17 protein-coding genes are annotated in these 17,846 nt (G+C 45.7%); 3 read left to right on the top strand and 14 right to left on the bottom strand.

Annotation, left to right across the window (positions count from 1 at the left end):
• Positions 1–267 precede the first annotated feature (267 nt).
• On the bottom strand, positions 268–798 hold the full coding sequence (locus OC538_RS14860) for a DUF1572 domain-containing protein (protein WP_262176918.1): 531 nt from the start codon (positions 796–798) through the stop codon (positions 268–270).
• A gap of 144 nt (positions 799–942) precedes the next feature.
• On the opposite strand from OC538_RS14860, the gene OC538_RS14855 reads away from it, so the two are divergent.
• Positions 943–1,758, top strand: a complete 816-nt coding sequence (locus tag OC538_RS14855) for an MBL fold metallo-hydrolase (RefSeq protein WP_262176915.1) — start codon at positions 943–945, stop codon at positions 1,756–1,758.
• Positions 1,759–2,068: 310 nt separating this feature from the next.
• Here OC538_RS14855 and OC538_RS14850 read toward each other — a convergent pair whose 3' ends face one another.
• Complete coding sequence (locus OC538_RS14850; RefSeq protein ID WP_262176912.1) at positions 2,069–2,524, bottom strand: DIP1984 family protein; 456 nt, start codon at positions 2,522–2,524, stop codon at positions 2,069–2,071.
• Between the two features lie 131 nt (positions 2,525–2,655).
• On the opposite strand from OC538_RS14850, the gene OC538_RS14845 reads away from it, so the two are divergent.
• On the top strand, positions 2,656–2,880 hold the full coding sequence (locus OC538_RS14845; RefSeq protein ID WP_251696296.1) for a hypothetical protein: 225 nt from the start codon (positions 2,656–2,658) through the stop codon (positions 2,878–2,880).
• Between the two features lie 46 nt (positions 2,881–2,926).
• Here OC538_RS14845 and OC538_RS14840 read toward each other — a convergent pair whose 3' ends face one another.
• Together OC538_RS14840 and OC538_RS14835 are read right to left on the bottom strand one after the other, a co-directional pair.
• Entirely contained in the window at positions 2,927–4,513 is a 1,587-nt protein-coding gene (locus OC538_RS14840; protein WP_262176907.1) for a M2 family metallopeptidase, read from the bottom strand.
• A gap of 64 nt (positions 4,514–4,577) precedes the next feature.
• Positions 4,578–6,224, bottom strand: a complete 1,647-nt coding sequence (locus OC538_RS14835; protein ID WP_262176903.1) for an FAD-binding dehydrogenase — start codon at positions 6,222–6,224, stop codon at positions 4,578–4,580.
• A gap of 137 nt (positions 6,225–6,361) precedes the next feature.
• Between OC538_RS14835 and OC538_RS14830 the strand changes: the two genes are divergently transcribed.
• A complete protein-coding gene (locus OC538_RS14830; protein ID WP_262176901.1) occupies positions 6,362–6,544 on the top strand; it encodes a hypothetical protein in 183 nt (60 codons plus the stop codon).
• 93 nt (positions 6,545–6,637) lie between these two features.
• On the opposite strand, the gene OC538_RS14825 is transcribed toward OC538_RS14830, so the two are convergent.
• The 10 genes from OC538_RS14825 to OC538_RS14780 all read right to left on the bottom strand — a co-directional run bounded on the left by OC538_RS14825 (position 6,638) and on the right by OC538_RS14780 (position 17,832).
• Positions 6,638–7,306, bottom strand: a complete 669-nt coding sequence (locus OC538_RS14825; RefSeq protein ID WP_262176899.1) for a DNA alkylation repair protein — start codon at positions 7,304–7,306, stop codon at positions 6,638–6,640.
• A gap of 58 nt (positions 7,307–7,364) precedes the next feature.
• On the bottom strand, positions 7,365–8,270 hold the full coding sequence (locus OC538_RS14820; protein ID WP_410055879.1) for an acetamidase/formamidase family protein: 906 nt from the start codon (positions 8,268–8,270) through the stop codon (positions 7,365–7,367).
• Between the two features lie 65 nt (positions 8,271–8,335).
• The gene (locus OC538_RS14815) at positions 8,336–9,202 is read right to left on the bottom strand and encodes an MBL fold metallo-hydrolase (RefSeq protein WP_262176895.1); all 867 of its coding nucleotides are present in this window, start codon (positions 9,200–9,202) and stop codon (positions 8,336–8,338) included.
• Complete coding sequence (gene nhaC, locus OC538_RS14810; RefSeq protein WP_262176893.1) at positions 9,199–10,617, bottom strand: Na+/H+ antiporter NhaC; 1,419 nt, start codon at positions 10,615–10,617, stop codon at positions 9,199–9,201. The genes OC538_RS14815 and nhaC overlap by 4 nt, the downstream gene beginning before the upstream one ends.
• Positions 10,618–11,152: 535 nt before the next feature.
• Positions 11,153–13,183, bottom strand: a complete 2,031-nt coding sequence (locus OC538_RS14805) for a catalase (protein ID WP_262176891.1) — start codon at positions 13,181–13,183, stop codon at positions 11,153–11,155.
• A 251-nt stretch (positions 13,184–13,434) separates the two neighbouring features.
• Complete coding sequence (locus OC538_RS14800) at positions 13,435–13,806, bottom strand: nuclear transport factor 2 family protein (RefSeq protein WP_251696279.1); 372 nt, start codon at positions 13,804–13,806, stop codon at positions 13,435–13,437.
• 118 nt (positions 13,807–13,924) lie between these two features.
• A complete protein-coding gene (locus tag OC538_RS14795; RefSeq protein ID WP_285847227.1) occupies positions 13,925–14,653 on the bottom strand; it encodes an amino acid ABC transporter ATP-binding protein in 729 nt (242 codons plus the stop codon).
• Positions 14,650–15,294 carry an amino acid ABC transporter permease gene (locus OC538_RS14790; RefSeq protein ID WP_251696277.1) on the bottom strand — a complete coding sequence of 215 codons (645 nt, stop codon included), beginning with the start codon at positions 15,292–15,294 and terminating at the stop codon, positions 14,650–14,652. The genes OC538_RS14795 and OC538_RS14790 overlap by 4 nt, the downstream gene beginning before the upstream one ends.
• Before the next feature lie 152 nt (positions 15,295–15,446).
• Complete coding sequence (locus OC538_RS14785) at positions 15,447–16,211, bottom strand: transporter substrate-binding domain-containing protein (protein ID WP_251696275.1); 765 nt, start codon at positions 16,209–16,211, stop codon at positions 15,447–15,449.
• Positions 16,212–16,623: 412 nt separating this feature from the next.
• Positions 16,624–17,832, bottom strand: coding sequence for an RtcB family protein (locus OC538_RS14780; RefSeq protein WP_410055890.1), 1,209 nt, complete (start codon positions 17,830–17,832; stop codon positions 16,624–16,626).
• Between the last annotated feature and the right edge of the window lie 14 nt (positions 17,833–17,846).

The following is a 17,846-nucleotide window of genomic DNA, read 5'->3' as shown; positions in this document are numbered from 1 at the left end:
AGTATGAGAACTCTTTGAAGAAGAACGAGAACTCCGGACGCGAGTATGAGAACTCTTTGAAGAAGAACGAGAACTCCAAACGCGAGTATGAGAACTTTTTGTAGAAGAATGAGAACTCCGAGCGCGAGTATGAGAACTTTTTGTAGAAGAACGAGAACTCCAAACGCGCGACTATGGGAACTCTGGCAGATTAGGTGAGCCCTTAATTAAAAAACCTGTGAAGCGGCTATAGTACACCATCTCACAGGCTTTTTCCGTTATCATTCCTCATTGCCCTTTCAACATCCGCTGCAAATACGCGTCCGATTCCCCTTTAGGAATGCTTAAATTTTCCCATTGCTCCCCGTTAACCTGTTTTCCGATGAACATGATTTGTCCGATATGGGCAGCGTAATGCGCCATTTGCCGCTCAATCGCGTCGATGACGGAATGTGCCTCGCCGCGAATATGAACGGTCTTTTCCAAGTCCTGCTCATCCAAGCTTTCTAAGGTATTCAAAAATACGCCCCAGCCGTGCTCCCAACAATCCAGCAATTGCGCCTTGGACATTTGTTTCGCCTCGAATTCCCCATCCCGATTCCGGTCCGGCTTTTCACCGTCCGTCGTCAGAAAATCCGTCCACCTCGATACCATGTTTCCGCTAATATGCTGGATAAGAACCGCGACACTGTTTGACGCGTCGTTCATCGTCCAGTGAAAGCCGTCTTCATCCAATTGAGCGAAAGTCTTTTCCCCTTGCCCCTTTATGACCGCGAACCGTTCCCTCACAACCCGTAAATATTCTGTTCCGACTGACATACGGTAACCCCCTTTTTGGTACTGTATTCGATTCAAGCAAGTAAAAATCCTTCATTGAAAGATTATTCTTCACTGAATGAATAATCATTCACAATATGGTAGTCTACTAGTAAGTGAATCATAAGACGATATGGGGTGAAGCTCTTGTTCTTGAAAACGAAATCAATGCAAGATGAATGCAGCAATGTCCGATTTGTAAACGGAGTTGTTCAATTGAACAGTGTAAAGCTGAATGTATATTGTTTTGAAACGGATGGGGTGCTGATTGATACTGGCTCCCAATCATTGGCGGAGGAGTTCAAGGATTTCTTCACACAGGCCGATGTTGACAAAGTCGTAATTACGCATGCGCATGAGGACCATACCGGGGGCGCACAGTACTTGCAAACAGAATATGGGCTACCCATTTTCATGAACGAAATGGCAATCGAAGAATGTGCACAAAAAGCGGACTATCCATTCTACCGGAAGTTTTTCTGGGGAAAAAGACAGCCTTTTAAGGCGGAGCCGATTGGCGAAACATTCCGTTCGAGAAACGCCGACTGGACGGTCATCCCGACACCAGGACATGCAACAGATCATCTAGCCTTTCTGAATAAAGAAACGGGACAGCTTTTCACCGGGGATTTGTACGTGCATCCTAATACAAAACTCATTTTACGTGATGAAAGCATTCCTGCCATTATCAATTCACTCGAAAAGACCTTGTCGTATGACTTCGGAGAATTGTTTTGCTGCCACGCAGGTTATGTGAAGGACGGGCGCATGGCGTTGCAGAAGAAACTTGCGTATTTGCAAGAGCTGCGGGAAAACACGCTTGCCTTGCGCAAGAAAGGGTACCAAGTGCGCGAAATCCACGCGCGGCTTTTCCCGAAACAATATCCAATCACTTATTTTTCATTCGGCGAATGGAATTCAATCCATATTATCCGATCGATTGTAAATGAAGGAAATGAGTAATATGCGGCGGGTATCCATTCCTATTGGGTGCCCGTCATTTTTTATTCCACACAAAATAGCACCTACGGAGAACCATAGATGCTACATTCCAAATCAAGTCCCCGAACCCACCCTCACTGCCTTCGCAAATTAGTACATGGAAGTTACAATTACATTCTACTTGTACACATGTCACGGTACTGGGCATAAGTTGTTCATGACGGCTTCGAACCGATTGGTATAGCCCCATCTACCGACCATTGAGTCCGACTTTCCCAGTCGGCGGGTTTGTACTCACCTTTGCGATGCAGCTACCGACTTGCTGATCAAATCAGAGCAAATCAATGCTCCAATTCAACCCTTGAATCTTTGTGTCCAGTTCCCTGAACTCTTTCGATAATTGGTCGACTTGCTTCTGAATGGCAGAGACGTCAATGGTGCTCATAATTTTAATCTCGGACCGGCTATACCGGTCGTTGCGAATCGATCCTTCCTCCGCAACTTTGGCGAGGATCAACCGCTTGTCCCACTTCTGGTCGCGTTCGACCAATGCATCAGCGAGCGTCCGCTGTTCGTCGAATTGGATGGAGCAATTCGTTCTATTGATCCGCTGAATTAAACTCGTCAATTCTTTCATATTGCTGTCGAGCTCCGCCAACATTTCATTCGGATCCTCCGCAGGCTTTTCTCCCTCTTGAATCTTCAAGTTCATGCTGATCCGCCTTTTCAGCTGTTCGTTCCTTTTCTGCAAGTCCGCCCGTGCAATCAACGCTTCGGCAAGCTTCATCGATACCACTCCCTTTGTTCCGTTAGTCCTTTATTCGACATGACCCGCTAAAAGTCCTTTGTTCTAAATCTATTGGACAATCATAAAATGAATGGATTCCAACTATCACACTACTAAAGGAGATTCGAATTATGTATGCCATTCATTTCTACGAAAACAAAAACTACGTACTCAATCAAGTACTCAGAAACATCCCTTCCATCGACGACAATGTGACGCTGAAAGGTCGTAAAGGTAAAGTGATGAGTGTCGAGGAAATAAAGGAAAATGTGTATTATGTGTTTGTCGAGTTCGAAAAAGTTGTGGATAAAAAGAAATTGGCTGCCGAAGAATTAGCGAAAAAGAAGAGAAGATGAAAAACTGCCGAACAGGATTTTCTAATCTTGTTCGGCATGTTTTTAGTTACACAAGTGCTTGCACTACGAATTGATCAATGAAATATTGCGGATTCAACTTCTCACCTGTCGCTTTTTCAATCTTTTCATTCCACGGGTAGAGCGCACCCGGCCTGAAATACTCATCCACCAAATACGCGCCCACTTCCGGCGTGAACATGTCTTTTGAGATGTTGTTCTCAATATAGGACTGCAGCTGCGAAGTCGTCAACTCGCCAAGCAAATAGTTTTGATAATAAACCGGGACAAGCGTGAAATGGATTTTCGCTGCCCAATGCGGGTAGTCGACGTTTTCCGGCGGGTTCACAAATTGGACGTCCTTTACGATTTTCCACCAAAGCTCGTTCAAATCCTGATCCGGGTTTTCGTACAGCTCGCGCTCAAAGAACGTGAATGTCATGATCCAGCGGCCTGCAATGAGCATTTGCCGGCGCAGTGATTTCTCGATAAGCGGCGTCAGTTCCTCCACTTGAGCTTTCTCCAGCCCTAAAAACTGCTGCAGCCATGCTGGATTTTTCCCAAAACGTCCATAGAGCATCGCAATCGCTTCCGTTGTCAATGTATGCGCGCAAGTCCTTAAAAGGAATGGCAGCTGACGATCGACATATTTAAAATAAACCGCATGGCCAAATTCATGCAACGTCGTAACGGACCAATAATCGGTCGGTACATTATTGCATAGCACGCGGACGTCGCCTTCACGGTCGATATCCGTGCAGAACGCATGCTGGTTTTTCTTGTCGCGCGGATACATATCGCTTTTCGCAAGCATATCCGTAATGTCCATGCCCATGCAATCGAATGTTGCGATTGTCAGTTTCTCAAGGTCTTTCCCGGCATAGAACGGATCGAGATCCAATTCCTTCATCGGCGGCGCCTCTTGGAAAAATGGATCGGCATAATGCCATGGACGAAGCTCGTCAATTGAAATGCCGAATCGCTCCGCCAGTTCGCTGTCCATTTCCTGCTTCATTTCACGGAAAGGTTCGTCCGAAAGGTCTTTCAGCTTGTGGAAAATCGAGAACACTTCATCCCTGTCCAATTCCTGCAGCTCAAAGCTCATTTGGTGGTAATTATCGTACCCAAGAGAACGCGCTATGTCATTCCGCTTTTTCACGAGAATCAATAGCTTCTCTTCAACTTCTTTCCCGATCTGCTTGCTCGCATGCCACGCCTCTTCACGCTCCGCCAAATCATTGCTTTTAATTAAGATCTCCCGGACATCATTCTCCGATACAGGCTTTCCGTCAATCGTCGCGCGGAATGTATTGAATTTGGCGATCAGCTCTGTTGAAAGCTCCACCATTTCCTTGAGGTCCTCTTCCGGCACCTGGTTCGACACCATGCCATTGTACAAGCTATCGAGCTGACGACGTTCGATAGCTGTCAGATCATCCTGCGCCAGGTATGTTTTCACTTGTTGAAAACGTTCCGGATCGGCTAAATAAAGATCATAAGCCGTCTCCGCCTCAGCGGTTTTCCGGTTCCATTCGTCCTCCCCTGTCGTCGCCGCCATCCACGAGGTTTCCGCGTTTGCGATATGCAGATCCTTGATCGCTTTATTTTGCTCTTCCAAAAACTGTTGAACTGTCATATACTCTTCCCCTTTTTATCTGTCATTATCTATTTATTCGATATGGAGCGGCAATTCCCCTTTTTTATTCCGACAGCGTTCGCCCGACAATACGGCCGCTGAACAGGCAGCCCCCTAAAAAAGTGCCTTCCAATGCGCGGTATCCATGCACGCCACCTCCGCCGAATCCGGCAACTTCCCCTGCCGCATACAATCCGGGGACGGGATTTCCGGTTACATTCAACACACGGCCCGATAAATCCGTCTGAAGTCCGCCCAATGTTTTTCGGGTTAGAATATTGAGCTTGACCGCAATCAATGGTCCGTTTTTCGGATCCAGAATCTTATGCGGCTTCGCAACGCGGATCAGCTTATCGCCGATATAATTCCTTGCCCCGCGAAGCGCCGTAATTTGCAAGTCCTTCGTGAATGTATTGTCCATCTCCCTGTCTCTCGCTAGCAGCAGCCGCTCGATCTTTTTAGTATCGATCAATTCATTCCCAGCAACTCGGTTCATTCCCGCCACCAATTCTTCCACCGTCTTCGCAACAATGAAATCTTCGCCGTGATCCATGAACGCTTTCACGGGAGCCGGTGGACCCGGGAGCACCCTCGATAACACCTTCTTAATGCTTTTACCCGTCAAATCCGGATTTTGTTCAGATCCGGACAATGCAAATTCCTTTTCAATGATCTTTTCGGTGAGAATGAACCATGAATAGTCATAGCCCGTTTCCTTTATCGCTTGTAGCGTCCCCAACGTATCGAAGCCCGGGAAATTCGGTGCCGGGAACCGGTTCCCTTCTGCGTCAAGCCAGATGGAAGACGGTCCCGGCAAAATACGGATGCCATGGGACGGCCAGATAGGACTCCAATTCCGGATCCCTTCCGTGTAATGCCACATCCGGTCTTTATTCACAATCCGACCACCCGCGTTTTCCGATATCCCAAGCATCCGCCCATCGACGTGGGCCGGCACGCCTGAAATCATCTGCTTCGGGGGCTCCCCTAAACGCGACGGCCAGTTTTCCCTGACGAGGTCGAAATTCGAGCCGATCCCGCCGCTTGTCACGACGACTGCAGGTGCTTTGTATGTAAATTCTCCGATGACGGTCCGGGAGCTTGTTTTCCCTCTCTCGACTTCGCTCGGTTCGAGCACAGATCCTCTCACACCGACGACTGCCCCATTTTCAACGATCAATTCATCCACTTGATGCCGAGGCTTGAAGTCGACAAGCCCATTGGCGATTCCCTCACGGACCTTTTGTTCGAACGGTTTCACGAGCCCCGGACCCGTTCCCCACGTAATATGAAACCGCGGCACCGAGTTACCGTGCCCTTCCGCTAAATATCCGCCTCTTTCCGCCCAGCCGACGACAGGGAAAAACCGGACGCCGAGCGAATGAAGCCATTCCCGTTTTTCATTCGCGGCAAAATCCACATATGCTTCCGCCCATTTCATTGCCCAATGATCCTCATCATCGAGCCGATCGAACCCCGCACTTCCCATCCAATCCTGCCAAGCGAGCGCTTTGGAATCCTTTATGCCAAGCCTACGCTGCTCCGGCGAATCAACTAAAAACAATCCCCCGAACGACCACCACGCCTGCCCGCCCATGGACGACTCCGGCTCTTGGTCTAGTAAGAGAACCTTTTTCCCAGCTTTGATGAGCTCCGAAGTCGCCACCAATCCGGCAAGACCTGCTCCCACTACAATGACGTCATAATTCATGTCGCATCCCCCAATGTAAGTAAATCCCACATTACGTACCTTCGGCGTAGACGTTTCCAATCCCTTCTTTTCATTGCGGACAGTGGCGTATACTTCTTCAGCTGACGTGCATAGTACGTAGAGGAGGTGAGTAATCGGTGAATAAAAATAATAAGAAGACAATGAATGAAAGAACGCATAATAGCTTTGATATTTACAAAGAGGCTCAAAACACAAACAGCAATACAAATAATCCAGGCGAAAACCGCACACAGGAATTCGCGGAAGACTTTGACGCAAGAGCACCACGAAATGAGCGGCGGGATGATCGAGAAAAATAAATAAAGGTGAGGGAAATGTAACGGGAATAGCAAATAAAACGTTCGGAGTCATCCGAACGTTTTATGTAAACATAAAATATTATTCATAGATAACTACTTCTTAATCCGTTTGTTAACTTCAATCGTAATGAACTCCGGCAAATAGTTGGGAGTACATCCTCTCGATACTTTTTCATCTTTGTAAAGGCCCGCTTTCTCACCTATTTTCATACAACGCGCACGATTCTTTTCATCATATACGCCTATCCAGCCTGCGGTAAAATTCATAGCCCATTGAACTTCCGGTTCTTCCTGTGTGATATTCGCTTCTATTGCAGATAGCAAGTCTTCGGTGTTATCAGGCGGTGTTTGTCCAGTCCATCTCAATCGCGCTTGATAATACCAGAAAGCTCGCCTTTGAAGAGCAGAAGGGCTATTTTCCCATGACTCCATCAAGAAAATCGTCTTCTTGTCTTTGGTGAGCTGATTCGCCATTAACCAATCCATTATGTTATTTCGCTCCTCCAAAGTGTGAGCCTGCATATCTTTATCAAGCTGATTTAGCACATCTTGTGTAAGCAGTTTTTTGTCCATAATTAGGATTGCTAATAGTCTCGGCAAAAACTCTCCGGTTGACCACAGTTCCATAGCTAGTTCGTGATCTTTTTTAATGTCCTTGGCGATTTTTCGTAAGTCGCCTAGCTTAGTTTTACTATTGATCTGAGAGAGAATGGTTTCTGCTTTTGAAGAGCGTATTATTTCTGTGCCTTTAGTTTCGGTCATTCATACCACTCCTTTTCTAAAGCACTGTTCCTTAGATTATTAGTAGTTGCTAACATTTTCATTCAAAAAAAGAAACACCCAACTCACTAAGCACCCATTTCGGCACGACGAATCTTGCTGTCATGAGCGGATCGACGATTTGGCAGATTTCCGATTGGCCGACTGCACTCATGAGCATCGTTGCTTCACTTACCGGCATGGACGCCTTCTCCGCAATGCGCTCGATCATTTCCACGGCTGCTGTTTTTGCTGCTTCGTCCAACGTCGGAGCGGAGACGATTTGAGTGAACACTTCTTCATTTTCAAGCATTGGATGGCGCAAGGATACTCCTTTTATTACATCAAGCGTCACGGTAACTTCCCCTGCAACCTCAACGCCCGATACGCTCACTTCCCCGTCGCCCATCGCGGCATGCAGATCGCCGAGCGCGAACAATGCCCCTTCTGCAAATACCGGGAAGTACAATGTGGCGCCTTCTGTCACCATTTTATTATCCATATTGCCGCCATGCGCGCCAGGCGTCCCGCAATTCACGCCCTCCCCTTCAGGTGCTACGCCGATGACGCCGATCATTTTATTCACAGGGATTTGTAGGTCATTGAAAAGGACATGATCATCTTTGATAGGGAGGATCTTGGATTCCATTTTGGATAAAGCGTGTCCCATTACACCCAAATCCGGTCCGACAACCATGACGCCTTGGTCCCCGATGTCGATCCGTTCGATCTTCACTTTTAGCACATCACCCGGCATTGCACCTTCCACGTAAAGAGGCCCCGTCGCCGGATTGATTTTATTCCAATCGATTGCAGTTACTTCCGTATCAGCTGATTGAATTTGATTTTGGAAACAATCGTACGTTTGAATCGTGACCGTTGAACCGGCCGGGATGGTCCGTATCGGTTCATGCACCTTATTGAATTCATAGATGATCCCCTCGTCACAGCCAATTTTCGTCATCATCCTATCCCCTCTCTATGTAAATTAGTTTCCATTAGTATACTAAACTTTCTTTATTTTTACCAATATCACAGAATAAACTCCATGCCTTCCTCCGCAATATGAAAGCCTTTCATTTCAAGCTCATTCCGAACAATCCGCTCCTTATCAAGCACGGGATTTGAGTGATTGAGATGAATGAAATAAATCTCAGTTTGCTCCACTAGATCTTGTAAGCGATACATTGTTTCTGTCATGAGCGGATGAGGGATTTCCCGATAATCCCGGCCAATGTTTGTAAGATCTTCGGTGGAATGAAATGTGCCGTCAAGTAAGCAGATGTCCGCTTCCTTGCACGCTTCATGAATGTCCTTGTCCCATTGTTCCCATCGATCGATATCCGGAATGTACAAAACTTTCTTCTCCGTCCCTGTAATCCAAAACGCAAATGTCTCTGAAAACTCATTTCTGTGCGGGACATCCACAGGTATAACGGTGACTTCCGGTGAAACAGCAATCGCTTGACCATCATGTATTTCTTGCAGGTCAATGTTATTGAGTTTTGTTAATTGGCTCCAAGGCGCTTGTTCTTCCAACAGCTTCTTCATTTTCGCCCCTGCCAGTACTGGTACTTTATTTGCACCAATCGCTTCTCTCCCTAAAAATAATAGTCCGGGATAATGGCCTAGATGAGCATGTGTCAAAAAGATGCTCGACATGAGCTGCCCTTGCAGATTGTGCTTCATCTGTACCCTTGCCATCTGCTCTTTCAGATCTGGCGTTGCATCGATCAAATGCCATGCCCTTTCTTCAGGAAGCACAATGGCTAATGACGCTGCAGTGCGCCTGAACGTTGGATTTTCTATGGCTTCCGTACAGTTTTTACAAAAGCAATTTGGATGCGGCAGACCGGCATCTTGAGCCGTTCCTAACACATGTAAAACGACCTTGCTCATAGCGAAATAGCTCCTTCCGTTTTTATTTCATCTTCCTTCTGATAGCTCTTCTTCGTAATCGTCCAGCCCGTGAAGCCGAAAACGATATTAATTAGCGGAACTAAAAACGCAAAGAATGCATATGGGATAAATTGTCCTGGACTTACCCCTAGAGTACTTGCTGCAAAAATTGCAGGAACACTCCACGGGACAAGGTTAATGCCTACCGTACCCGCCGCTTCAACACATCTGGAAAGGTTTTTCGTATCGATTCCCATCTCTTTATACGTTTGGACAAATGTTCTTGCAGGTAAAATAATCGCTAACATTTGTGCCCCACTTGCGAATGCCACAACAAAGGTCGAAAGAATGGTCGTGCTGATTAATGTTCCCGTTGAACGGACACCTGCTATCATTTTTCTTGTGACCACTTCAAAAGAGCCGGTTTCTTCAAGAATCCCACCAAAAGCAGTGGCGATGATTAACAGCCCAATTGTTCCTAACATCGATAAAAGACCACCCTTATTCAACAAAGAATCCACCGTAGCCACTCCCGAATCGACTGAAAATCCACTCGTCATCACTTGCGCTATTGAGGATATGGAAGAACCCTGAACGATTACTGCAAGTACAGCCCCTAAAAGTCCAACAATCGTTAACGCTGGAATGGCCGGTACACGTTTCATCATCAAAACGATTGTAAATACAGGCATCAGAAGCAATAGTGGATGAATGGTAAAGACACCTTCCAATCCTGTTTTGATTACATTAATGCCAGCCGAATCCACAGCATGGGTTGCTACCCCTGAAAGACCTACGAACCAATATAAAACTAGTGCAATGACAAATGCAGGAATCGTATCCCACAGCATGTGCTTTATATGGCCGAACAAATCTGTTTCAGCCATGGCAGGCGCGATGTTTGTCGTATCGGACAACGGCGATAATTTATCACCGAAGTATGCCCCGGAAATGACTGCCCCCGCTACAAGTCCCGGAGGAAATCCCAACCCCTCCCCAATCGCCATGAAAGCAATCCCGATTGTCGCAATGGAAGTAAATGAGCTTCCCAATGTGATCGAAACAATTCCAGTGATGAGTGCGACAAGTGGAATAAATAACGATGGTTCAATAATCGATAGACCATAGTAAATCATCGTCGGGATCACACCACTCGCAATCCAAGTTCCAACAATGATACCGATAATCAGTAAGATAAAAACTGCGGGCAATGCCCGGGATACCCCATTGACCATCATTTTTTCGATTTTCTCCCAACGCCAGCCACAAATTTTCGCAATGACTGCTGCAGCAAACACCCCAATGAGCAGCGGGATATGCATCCCCGCTTTCCAAATGAAAATCGATGAAGTTGCCGAAATTACTAATGCCAATATTGGGATAATTGAAAGTCCAAAAGTCATTTCTTTTTTCATTCATGACATCTCCTTTTCTTTTAACAATCACTGGGGCTAAACTAAAAAATGAATACAGAAAAACCCCATTCATCCCTTGGAAAGGGACGAAGGAGTTCTCCGCGTTACCACCCTACTTGATGATCCGATAGGTAATCGGCCATCCACTTCATGTCAAATTGAGCAATACCAATGGCGTACTTCACCCTGATTGCTGCCTGAATTCCCACCAACCATTCAGTCTCTTGCTGCTGCACACAATCGAATTACTGCACCATCTCTCATTATCTATGTAATTGAAATGTTCCTGCATAAAAGTAATTCTTTGAATCTTACCATGCCTACCTGAGAAGTCAAGCCTTTTTTAAACGTCTACCATTGTCCGTCCGAATTGTTTTGGTGCCTGTGTATCACACATTTATGACTATTTATTATAATGTATATATATACAAAAGGAAGCCACCCAAACGTTAATTTGGATGACTTCCACTTTTTTTATATGCAATTGTAGTGCGTTATCTGAATAGTGTGCTGCACAGGCACCGCAGATTTCTTTTTATGTCCGATCCCAAAATCGTTTTTGAGCTATGGCTTCAATGAATTTATCGGTGAAGTCCTCATTTTCTCCGGCGACGACGACACCATCCATATTATTCTCTTCCGTATTTAGGAGATATTGTTCACCGCCTGCTGCAACGCCGATCGGTTTCATATGCATATACTGCATTTTAATGAAATCAGCGATGTGCTGGTCGAACATCATTTGATTGCCGGCAGTGCCTCCGACTACGTAAATGGCATCGTACAGAACTGGGTGGACGTTTAGAAACGCTTTATCCACTTCCAGCTCGTTCCGCTCTGAGCAAGTGACAGTGCCCAGCTTCTCGCCGATCAGTTCGAATAGAACGCCATTCTGCTTGAAGCTTTCCAACGTGCTTTGGACTTCTTCTCCATTGAACCCGTTGCCAATCAATACTCCGACTTTTTGGGTCATAGCGGAATGCGGGGAATTCAACTGACTGAGGGAAGGATAGCTTTCATCATTTTCGACATTTGCCGTTTTTGGTGCCTCGACACCGACATTGTCAGCGATCAAGCTAGCCATCTCAACGTCGACATTCGCGAACATGTCCACGTTTTTCTGGCGGATTGTCTTGTCCTTGACGCCCCCGATGTGGTAGCTGAATGATTCGACAAGGTCTTGTCTTTCAGGCAATGAAAGGCTGTTCCAAAACATTCTTGCTTGTGAGAAATAGTCTTGGAATGAATCGCTCGGATGTTCCCTAGTCACATGTCCCTCGACTTTTTCAGGATAATTCTCATATCCGCCTTCCTCAGGAGGCGTCTCGGCAGGCGTGTTTTGGGCGAGCGAATTGTTATGGTAATGGACATGATCCGTTTCAATATGGTACTTCATGTAGCTGTCCCGTAGATTATTCGTCGCTTCCTTCAGCGGCCGGTTCACTGGGAGATCCTCGTAGTTTGCAGAATGTTGACGGTATAGTTCCGTATCGCGGTACGCAAACGACCGCCCTTGCAATACCGGATCATTCGAAAACTCAATTCCCGGAACGAGATTCGCGGGATTGAAAGCGGACTGTTCCGCCTCAGCGAAGAAGTTGTCCATAAGACGGTTCAACGTCAATTTACCGATGATCTTTACCGGAACTACCTCTTCTGGCCATAACTTCGTGTCATCCAATAGATCAAAGTCAAATTTGAACTCGTCTTCCTCATTAATCAGTTGGACTCCTAGCTCGTATTCAGGAAAAGCACCGCTCGAGATCGCTTCGATCAAATCATTCCGATGGAAATCCGGGTCGACTCCGCCGATCAGGTTTGCTTCATCCAGCAGCAATGAGTGGACACCCAGCTTCGGCTTCCAAACCATACGGAAAAATGTCGACTTACCCGCTTCATTCACGAACCGGAATGTGTTGATCGGATACCCTTCCATCATCCGCCAGCTTCTCGGCCGGCCTCGCATGGACATGAGCCACATGACCATATGGGCGGATTCCGGGTTGTTCACGACATAATCCCAGAATCGGTCATGCGCCACAGTTGCTTGCGGAGTATGCGTCATCGGGTCAGGCTTTGCAGCATGTGTCACATCCATGAACTTCATCGCGTCTGCGAGAATGAAAACAGGGAACTGCAACGCCAGCGAATCATAATTCCCTTCTTCCGTATAAAACTTCACTGCAAAACCGCGGATATCCACCGCCGTGTCCTTCGATCCCTTGTTCCCGATGAAATTCGAAAACCTTACAAATACAGGCGTCTTCGTACCCGGCTTCTGCAGAAATTTCGCAACTGTATAGTCTTTCATCGATTCATACAACTCAAAATCACCATACGCCCCAAACCCCCGCGCATGGACAACTTTCTCAGGTATCCGTTCCCTATTGAAATGCGTCTGCTTCTTATAGAAATGGAAATCCTGCATCATTAGAGGACCGCGCTTGCCCGCCCTTAGCGTCTTTTGGTCATTCGACACCTTCATGCCGCTCTCTTCCTGCATCTGCTTGTCCGGTCCCGTGTTCTGCTTCCGGAAATGCTGTAACTGTTCGTCCTTCTGATCCACTCCTACATCATCCTTTCAAAGTAATATCAGTAGTCGTTAACTTTCTTCCCCATGTACCAAACTACTAAACTGTTAAATTGAATTGTGCCTGTATTGTCCCGGTGCCTGTGCAGCATACATTTATGACAATTCGACTTAAGGTATATAAATACAAAATGAAGCCATCCAAACGTTAGTTTGAATGACTCCCTCTTTTTTCCTTATGCAATTGTAGTGCATAATCTGAATTGTTTGCTGCACAGGCACCGGTTTTAAAACATCCCATTCTCATTCGGTGATTCTTCCGGTACAGGTTGGCCGACATCCCACATCTCAACGATTTTCCCCTCATGGAAGCGGAAAATATGGACGGCTGCGGCTCCGAGATCGTCAGGGTTCTGTTTGATGTGGGAATAAACCATCACCATTTCCCCTTCTTCAATCGTCTGTTTCACTTCAAGCGTCTTGTTCGGACTCATGCCGTCATTCTCTTTCATCGCCTTCTTCAGCGATTCCCCATCCCCGGGGAAATATGGATTATGGTGGCGGAGCTCAGGGCTTGCGTACTTCTCATAAGCCTCATCAATCTCTCCTGCAACAATCAGTTGAAGATAATTCATTGCTATGTTTTTAAGCAATTCCATAGGAGTAACACCCTCTCGTTTTGGCGATATTCAAAAACGGAAAGTGAAACAGTGACGTGTCTCACTTTCCATTTCCATTTTCGTAATTGTAGTGTACGACACAGGCACCCATCAATAGTTAGAGTACTTTACTTAAAAATGATTTTGTTCGGATTTCCTGTGGATTCCCAAACAATTCTTCAGGTACATTCTCTTCTACGATGTAACCTCCATCCATAAAAATAACACGGTCCCCAACTTCACGCGCAAAGCCCATTTCATGCGTCACAACAATCATCGTCATTCCTTCTAATGCAAGTTGTTTCATAACAGAAAGCACGTCGCCTACAACTTCGGGGTCAAGTGCAGATGTAGGCTCATCGAAAAGCATAATTTTCGGATTCATTGCTAAGGCCCGGGCGATTGCCACACGCTGCTTTTGTCCACCCGAAAGTTCGCTTGGCGACGCTTTCGCTTTATCGGACAAGCCCACTTTTGCCAGCAACTCAAGGGCTTGCTTTTCAATTGACTGCTTATCACCTTTTCGTAGTTGTAAAGGTGCGTGCATGATATTTTGAAGAACGGTCATATGTGGGAATAAATTAAATTGCTGAAAAACCATTCCGACATTTTCTCTTACTTTATTAATATCAAGCTTCGGATCTGTTATATCTTTACCATCGATTAGTACATGACCGCCCGTAATCCCTTCCAAGCGGTTTAAGCATCTAAGAAATGTACTCTTACCTGAACCAGACGGTCCGATTACACATACAACTTCCTGTTCCTTAATTTCAACATTTATGTCTTTTAGTACTTCGAGTTCACCGAAGGACTTTTTAAGATTTTTCACTTGAATCAACGTCATCTAATTTTGTACCTCCTTTCAATAAAGCTGGAAAGTAACGACATCAGGTAGATGATTACAAAATAAATGACACCAACTGTCAACCATACTTCAAAAGGTTTAAATGTTGTACTCGCATGAACCTTTCCTCTTTGAACAATATCAGCAATCCCGATAATGGATAGGAGTGAAGTATCCTTGAAACTAATAATGGATTGATTAGTAATAGTCGGCAGCATCGTTCGAAACGCTTGTGGTAACACAATGGTTTTCATCGTTTGCACTTTAGTAAGACCGAGGGATCTAGCAGCTTCCGTTTGCCCTTTGTCAATCGACAAAATTCCTGCACGGATTATTTCAGAGAAATAGGCTCCTGCATTAATTGAAACAGTCAAAATCCCAGCAACTGTCCGGTCTAATGAAATAAACTCCAGTCCATTCAATCCAAAATAAATGAAGAACAGTTGAACGATAAATGGAGTTCCTCGAATAATATCCACAAATACTTTCGCAATCCAATTTAACGGTTTTATAGTTGTTAATCGCATAAGTGCAGTTAGTAAACCAATTAAAAAACCAAATATAATTGAAAAGAAAAAGATATAAAGTGTTACTTTCATTCCTAGAAGCAGATAGGGAAATGCGGCAATTATTGTCTCCATCAACTCATCTCCTTATGAAAAACACTCCGCTATCTCCGTATTGCTTTGGCGATAGCAGAGCAGTGATTGGTATGGGTTCTATCGTGAAAAGTATCTTTCCGAGTCTATAAAAAAATATAGCGCAACTAACACGCTATATTTTAAAGTTCCATTTATTCGCCAAGGTATTTAGCTAAAATCTCGTCGTACTCCCCGCTATCACGAAGTTCTTGTAATCCATCATTAATTTTCTTAAGAACATCACTGTGCTTTCCTTTAAGAACTGCAATTCCGTATTGGTCGCCGTTTAAGCGCTCCCCTACAATCTTCAAATCAAGGTTGTTTTGAGAGATTGCATATGCAATGACAGGGTAGTCTTCAATCAGGGCATCAGCACTTCCATTTTGAACTTCCTGGAACATTGCCGGGCTGTCATCAAACTGAACAACTTTATAGCCATATTCACTTTCGTGTTCTTGAGCGAAGCTGGCGCCAGTTGTACCGTTTTTAACAGCAATCACTTTGCCTGATAAATCCTCAAGTGAAGTAATATCTGTCGTTTTGTCATTAATGACTAATGACAAACCTGCATCAAAGTACGGATCCGAAAAATCAACAACTTCTCTACGCTTATCAGTGATACTCATACCTGCAATTGCAATATCAAGTTGGTCTGCTTGCATTGCTGGGATGATTCCCCCAAAATCCATTGAGTCGAATTCTATTTCAAATCCTTGGTTCTTTGCAATCGCTGAGATAATATCGATATCGATTCCCGTCAGCTTGCCATCTACTTCAAATTCAAAAGGCGGATACGTATTGTCAACTCCGACTTTATATTTTGTTCCTCCCCCTGAACCAGAACTCTTGTCAGCGCCACATGCTGCAACGACGAGCATAATTGACATCAACAAAACTAAAGCACCAATTTTCTTCATAGTTCATTTCCCCCTTTGTTATTTCCCACTTAAATATAGCACAACCCCAATCAGATTGTTAGCCGTATTTCAAACATTCTTTCAACTGGTTATTTAGAGGAACTATGCAGAAATCAACGGTGCCTGTGCACGGTACATTTATGACAATTCAACTATTTGTATTTATATTCAAAAACAGGAAAGCGAAACACCGACGTGTTCGCTTTCCTGCTTTTAATATATGCAATTGTAGTGTATTGTCGGAATTGTTCTGGTGCCTGTGCGACAAACATTTATGACTATTTAATGAAACGAATAATTATACGATCAAACTCCTAGAAAAGATTATTCCATTAGCATTCACACATGCAAAATATACAATGGTGGTGAATAATCTGAGTAGTGTGGTGCACAGGCACCTCAATCTGGCACCTCAATCTTTAAACGGGTCGTATTCATTCGCGCCGGCCATGCAGACGCCTACTGGTTTCAATACGTGCAGTACATCGATCGTTTCCTTGTGCGCTTCCAGAACGTCGCGCAATTTGCGATAGACGAATGGACTTTCATCCGTTCCCCCGCCTCGGAGTTCCACGCCATATTTTTTGATGGCTTGATCCATCCGCTCCTGGGTGATTTTCCCGCCTCGTCGTGTGCGCGTTTTCCAGTTCATCCTGCCCGCCGCTTCTGTGCGACTCATGATCCTGCCTGCCCCGTGGACCGTGCTATAGAAGGCATCGGCGTTCGCTTCATTCTCTTTGCCGCGTACAATGACGGAAATGTCGCCCATGCTCCCCCCAATAAAGCCCATTTGCCCTGGAGTCGAAGGGGTTGCTCCCTTTCGGACGACGATATACTCCTTGCCGAAGTGAGTTTCTTTCCATGCATAGTTATGGTGATTATGAACCTCGAACTCGGAAGTTGCACCTAAGATGGAAAGCACTTCATCCATCACATAATCCCTGCCCGCATACGCGTATTTCCCGCTCAACGTCATCGCACGATAATAAAGGTCGCCCAATTCACTATCCAAATCAATCAATGTCGGCGCCTGCTCCATGCTTTCGCCTGGCGCGCGATCATCAAACTCCCGCCCAATCGCCAAGTTCAAAAATCCGCTCGCCGTTTTATGGCCGAACCCTCTGCTGCCAAAATGATTCGCCACCCACACAGCTCCGGTCTCCTTCTCCACTAACAAATCGACGTAATGGTTCCCGGCTCCTACTGTCCCCAATTGGTCCTTCGCCAATTTCTTCAGCCGATCGTGTTCCTGCTTGCCGATCTCCTGATACACTGCCCAATCGGGATCGTCGAATACTTCATGGTCCACCTTCTCCTTATTCTTCCGGCCAAAGCCGAACGAAATAGAAGATGCAATTTCATCCATGATACGAGGAATATCCTTTTCAATATCGGCCAACTTCAAATTGGTCCGGACCGCTTTATTTCCGCAGGCAATGTCATAACCGACACCGGACGGCGAAATCTGGCCGTCATACACGACCACGCCCCCGACCGGCTGACTATATCCGTAATGCCCATCAGCACATAGCACGCCGCCCGCCACTTGCCCTGTCCGCAAGCAATTTTTGAATTGACGCAACGTGTTATCATCATGCACGCCAAAGATTTTCTTCTTCATGAATGCACTCGCCC

The sequence above is a fragment of the Saccharococcus sp. Marseille-Q5394 genome (genome assembly GCF_946901335.1).
Taxonomy (GTDB): domain Bacteria; phylum Bacillota; class Bacilli; order Bacillales_A; family Planococcaceae; genus Sporosarcina; species Sporosarcina luteola_C.
Note: the sequence above shows the minus strand (reverse complement) of the source record. Positions and strands in the feature narration are given on the sequence as shown.

Bases quoted from the DNA above. Each gene is read 5' to 3' on its own strand.
- OC538_RS14845 (WP_251696296.1), top strand. From the start codon at position 2,656: ATGTATGCCATTCATTTCTACGAAAACAAAAACTACGTACTCAATCAA.
- OC538_RS14790 (WP_251696277.1), bottom strand. From the start codon at position 15,294: ATGGAGACAATAATTGCCGCATTTCCCTATCTGCTTCTAGGAATGAAA.
- nhaC (WP_262176893.1), bottom strand. From the start codon at position 10,617: ATGAAAAAAGAAATGACTTTTGGACTTTCAATTATCCCAATATTGGCA.
- OC538_RS14795 (WP_285847227.1), bottom strand. From the start codon at position 14,653: ATGACGTTGATTCAAGTGAAAAATCTTAAAAAGTCCTTCGGTGAACTC.
- OC538_RS14820 (WP_410055879.1), bottom strand. From the start codon at position 8,270: ATGATGACGAAAATTGGCTGTGACGAGGGGATCATCTATGAATTCAAT.
- OC538_RS14780 (WP_410055890.1), bottom strand. From the start codon at position 17,832: ATGAAGAAGAAAATCTTTGGCGTGCATGATGATAACACGTTGCGTCAA.
- OC538_RS14840 (WP_262176907.1), bottom strand. From the start codon at position 4,513: ATGACAGTTCAACAGTTTTTGGAAGAGCAAAATAAAGCGATCAAGGAT.
- OC538_RS14800 (WP_251696279.1), bottom strand. From the start codon at position 13,806: ATGGAATTGCTTAAAAACATAGCAATGAATTATCTTCAACTGATTGTT.
- OC538_RS14835 (WP_262176903.1), bottom strand. From the start codon at position 6,224: ATGAATTATGACGTCATTGTAGTGGGAGCAGGTCTTGCCGGATTGGTG.
- OC538_RS14785 (WP_251696275.1), bottom strand. From the start codon at position 16,211: ATGAAGAAAATTGGTGCTTTAGTTTTGTTGATGTCAATTATGCTCGTC.
- OC538_RS14860 (WP_262176918.1), bottom strand. From the start codon at position 798: ATGTCAGTCGGAACAGAATATTTACGGGTTGTGAGGGAACGGTTCGCG.
- OC538_RS14825 (WP_262176899.1), bottom strand. From the start codon at position 7,306: ATGACCGAAACTAAAGGCACAGAAATAATACGCTCTTCAAAAGCAGAA.
- OC538_RS14815 (WP_262176895.1), bottom strand. From the start codon at position 9,202: ATGAGCAAGGTCGTTTTACATGTGTTAGGAACGGCTCAAGATGCCGGT.
- OC538_RS14850 (WP_262176912.1), bottom strand. From the start codon at position 2,524: ATGAAGCTTGCCGAAGCGTTGATTGCACGGGCGGACTTGCAGAAAAGG.